Annotated in this window: 1 protein-coding gene and 1 pseudogene; one reads left to right on the top strand and one right to left on the bottom strand. The window is 69.1% G+C overall.

Annotation, left to right across the window (positions count from 1 at the left end; all coding sequences use genetic code 11):
- Positions 1–313: 313 nt before the first annotated feature.
- Positions 314–1237 carry a tyrosine recombinase XerC gene (locus tag ACWDVW_RS32570; protein ID WP_355280534.1) on the bottom strand — a complete coding sequence of 308 codons (924 nt, stop codon included), beginning with the start codon at positions 1235–1237 and terminating at the stop codon, positions 314–316.
- A gap of 150 nt (positions 1238–1387) precedes the next feature.
- On the opposite strand from ACWDVW_RS32570, the pseudogene ACWDVW_RS32565 reads away from it, so the two are divergent.
- Positions 1388–1754, top strand: a pseudogene (locus ACWDVW_RS32565) (hypothetical protein); the annotation flags it as partial.

Here is a 1754-nt window from a genome sequence, read left to right as displayed (position 1 = left end):
GCTACGCCTGCGCGATGGGCGTGGCGCTGGCGATCTTCACGATCCTGCTGGCCGCGCTCCAGCTCCGGATCACCCGTCGTGAGCGGATCGCTCGTTGGCCAGTGTGAACCGATAGTCGAGTTCTTCCTCCCCGTCCTCGGATTCACCCCCGACATCGGGCAACGCCATCACCGACCACCTCCGATCCCCCATCTTGCCGTCTCACCGCCTACCCACCCCGCAACGCGCCGACCACATCGTCCGCACGGGCGCACTCACCGTTCCTCGGCCATGCCGGACTCACCACTGGACCGGCGGCGTATCGCCCGCGAGATCAGGCGCGGGGGTGGGCCTGGTCGTGGACTCGTTTGAGGCGTTCCACCGAGACGTGGGTGTAGAGCTGGGTGGTGGCCATGCTGGCGTGGCCGAGGAGTTCCTGGACGACACGCAGGTCGGCGCCGCCTTCGAGCAGGTGGGTGGCGGCGGTGTGGCGCAGGCCGTGCGGGCCCAGGTCGGGCGCTCCGGGGATGGCCGAGACGACCTCGTGCACCACGGTGCGGGCTTGGCGCTGGTCGAGGCGGCGGCCGCGCTGGCCGAGCAGCAGTGCCCGGCCGGAATGTTCGTTGACCAGGGACGGGCGGCCCGCGCGGAGCCAGGCGTTCAGCGCGGTGTCGGCGGGGCCGCCGAAGGGTACCGATCGTTCCTTGTTGCCCTTGCCGAGGACACGGACGAGTGCGCGCTCCCGATCGATGTCGTCGATGTCGAGGCCACACAGTTCACTGACGCGGATTCCGGTGGCATACAACAGTTCGACGATCAGCCGATCCCGCAGTGCCATCGGATCCTGCTGGGCCGCCCCCGATTCCGCGGCATCCATAGCCTGCGCGGCCTGCCCCTGCGCCAGCACCGCAGGCAGCACCCGGTGCGCCTTCGGCGCCTGCAACCGCAATCCCGGGTCGATGGTCAGGCGCCCCGTCTCGGTGAGCCAGGCGGTGAAAGTCCTTGCGGCAGATGCTCGCCGAGACAATGTCGTGCGCGCCGCCCCCGCCGCCGCCAGCTCGGCCAACCACGACCGCAACAGCGGCAGATCCAGTTCCCGCACCGAGGAATCCGCCGACCGCGCGTACAGATGCTCGAGCAGCGAGCGCACATCCCCGACGTAGGCCCGCACCGTGTGCGCCGACCGATTCCGCCCCAACCGCAGATGGCGCCCGAACTCCGTGAGCAGCGCGGTCAGATCGTCGGGCAACACATCCATCTCCCCACCGTGACCCCTCCCTCGACCCCATGCAACCCACCACGCCGCATCGCCCTCTCACCACACAACCACACCGGGCAGGTTCGCCCCGGCCCCTACCGAACGCCCACCCTTCCCACCGGACCGTCCCGCACGGCACTACTCCCCGGCGCGCAGCTCACCGTGCTGGAGATTCTTTCTCGCTGCGGCGGCCCGGGAAGGCATCCGGGCGGCGGGTCGAAGCAAACTCACCGCCATCGCGGTCGAACAAGCGCCCCGGATGGGCGCGGTTGTTCGAGGAAATCCCGGCCGCGTTGCCCGTGAAAACCGTCGTCGTTCCTGGCTCCCGCTCTACGGAGAGCGTGCTACCGAAACTCGAGGACTCGTTGAAAACCGTTCTGCTGCATCGCAAACAGACGGCCTCCGATATCGACGAGATGTTGGCCGATCACCCTCTTTCCCAGGCCCTGACCTCGATCTGTTCTCCGTGGGCTGCCGGGACGGCGCGGTCGCCGCGGTCGGCGGCAAGGTCGGTGGC

This window comes from Micromonospora sp. NPDC003241 (assembly GCF_053589795.1).
This window is presented reverse-complemented; position numbering and strand designations above follow the sequence as displayed.

Bases quoted from the DNA above. Each gene is read 5' to 3' on its own strand.
- ACWDVW_RS32570 (WP_355280534.1), bottom strand. From the start codon at position 1,237: ATGGATGTGTTGCCCGACGATCTGACCGCGCTGCTCACGGAGTTCGGG.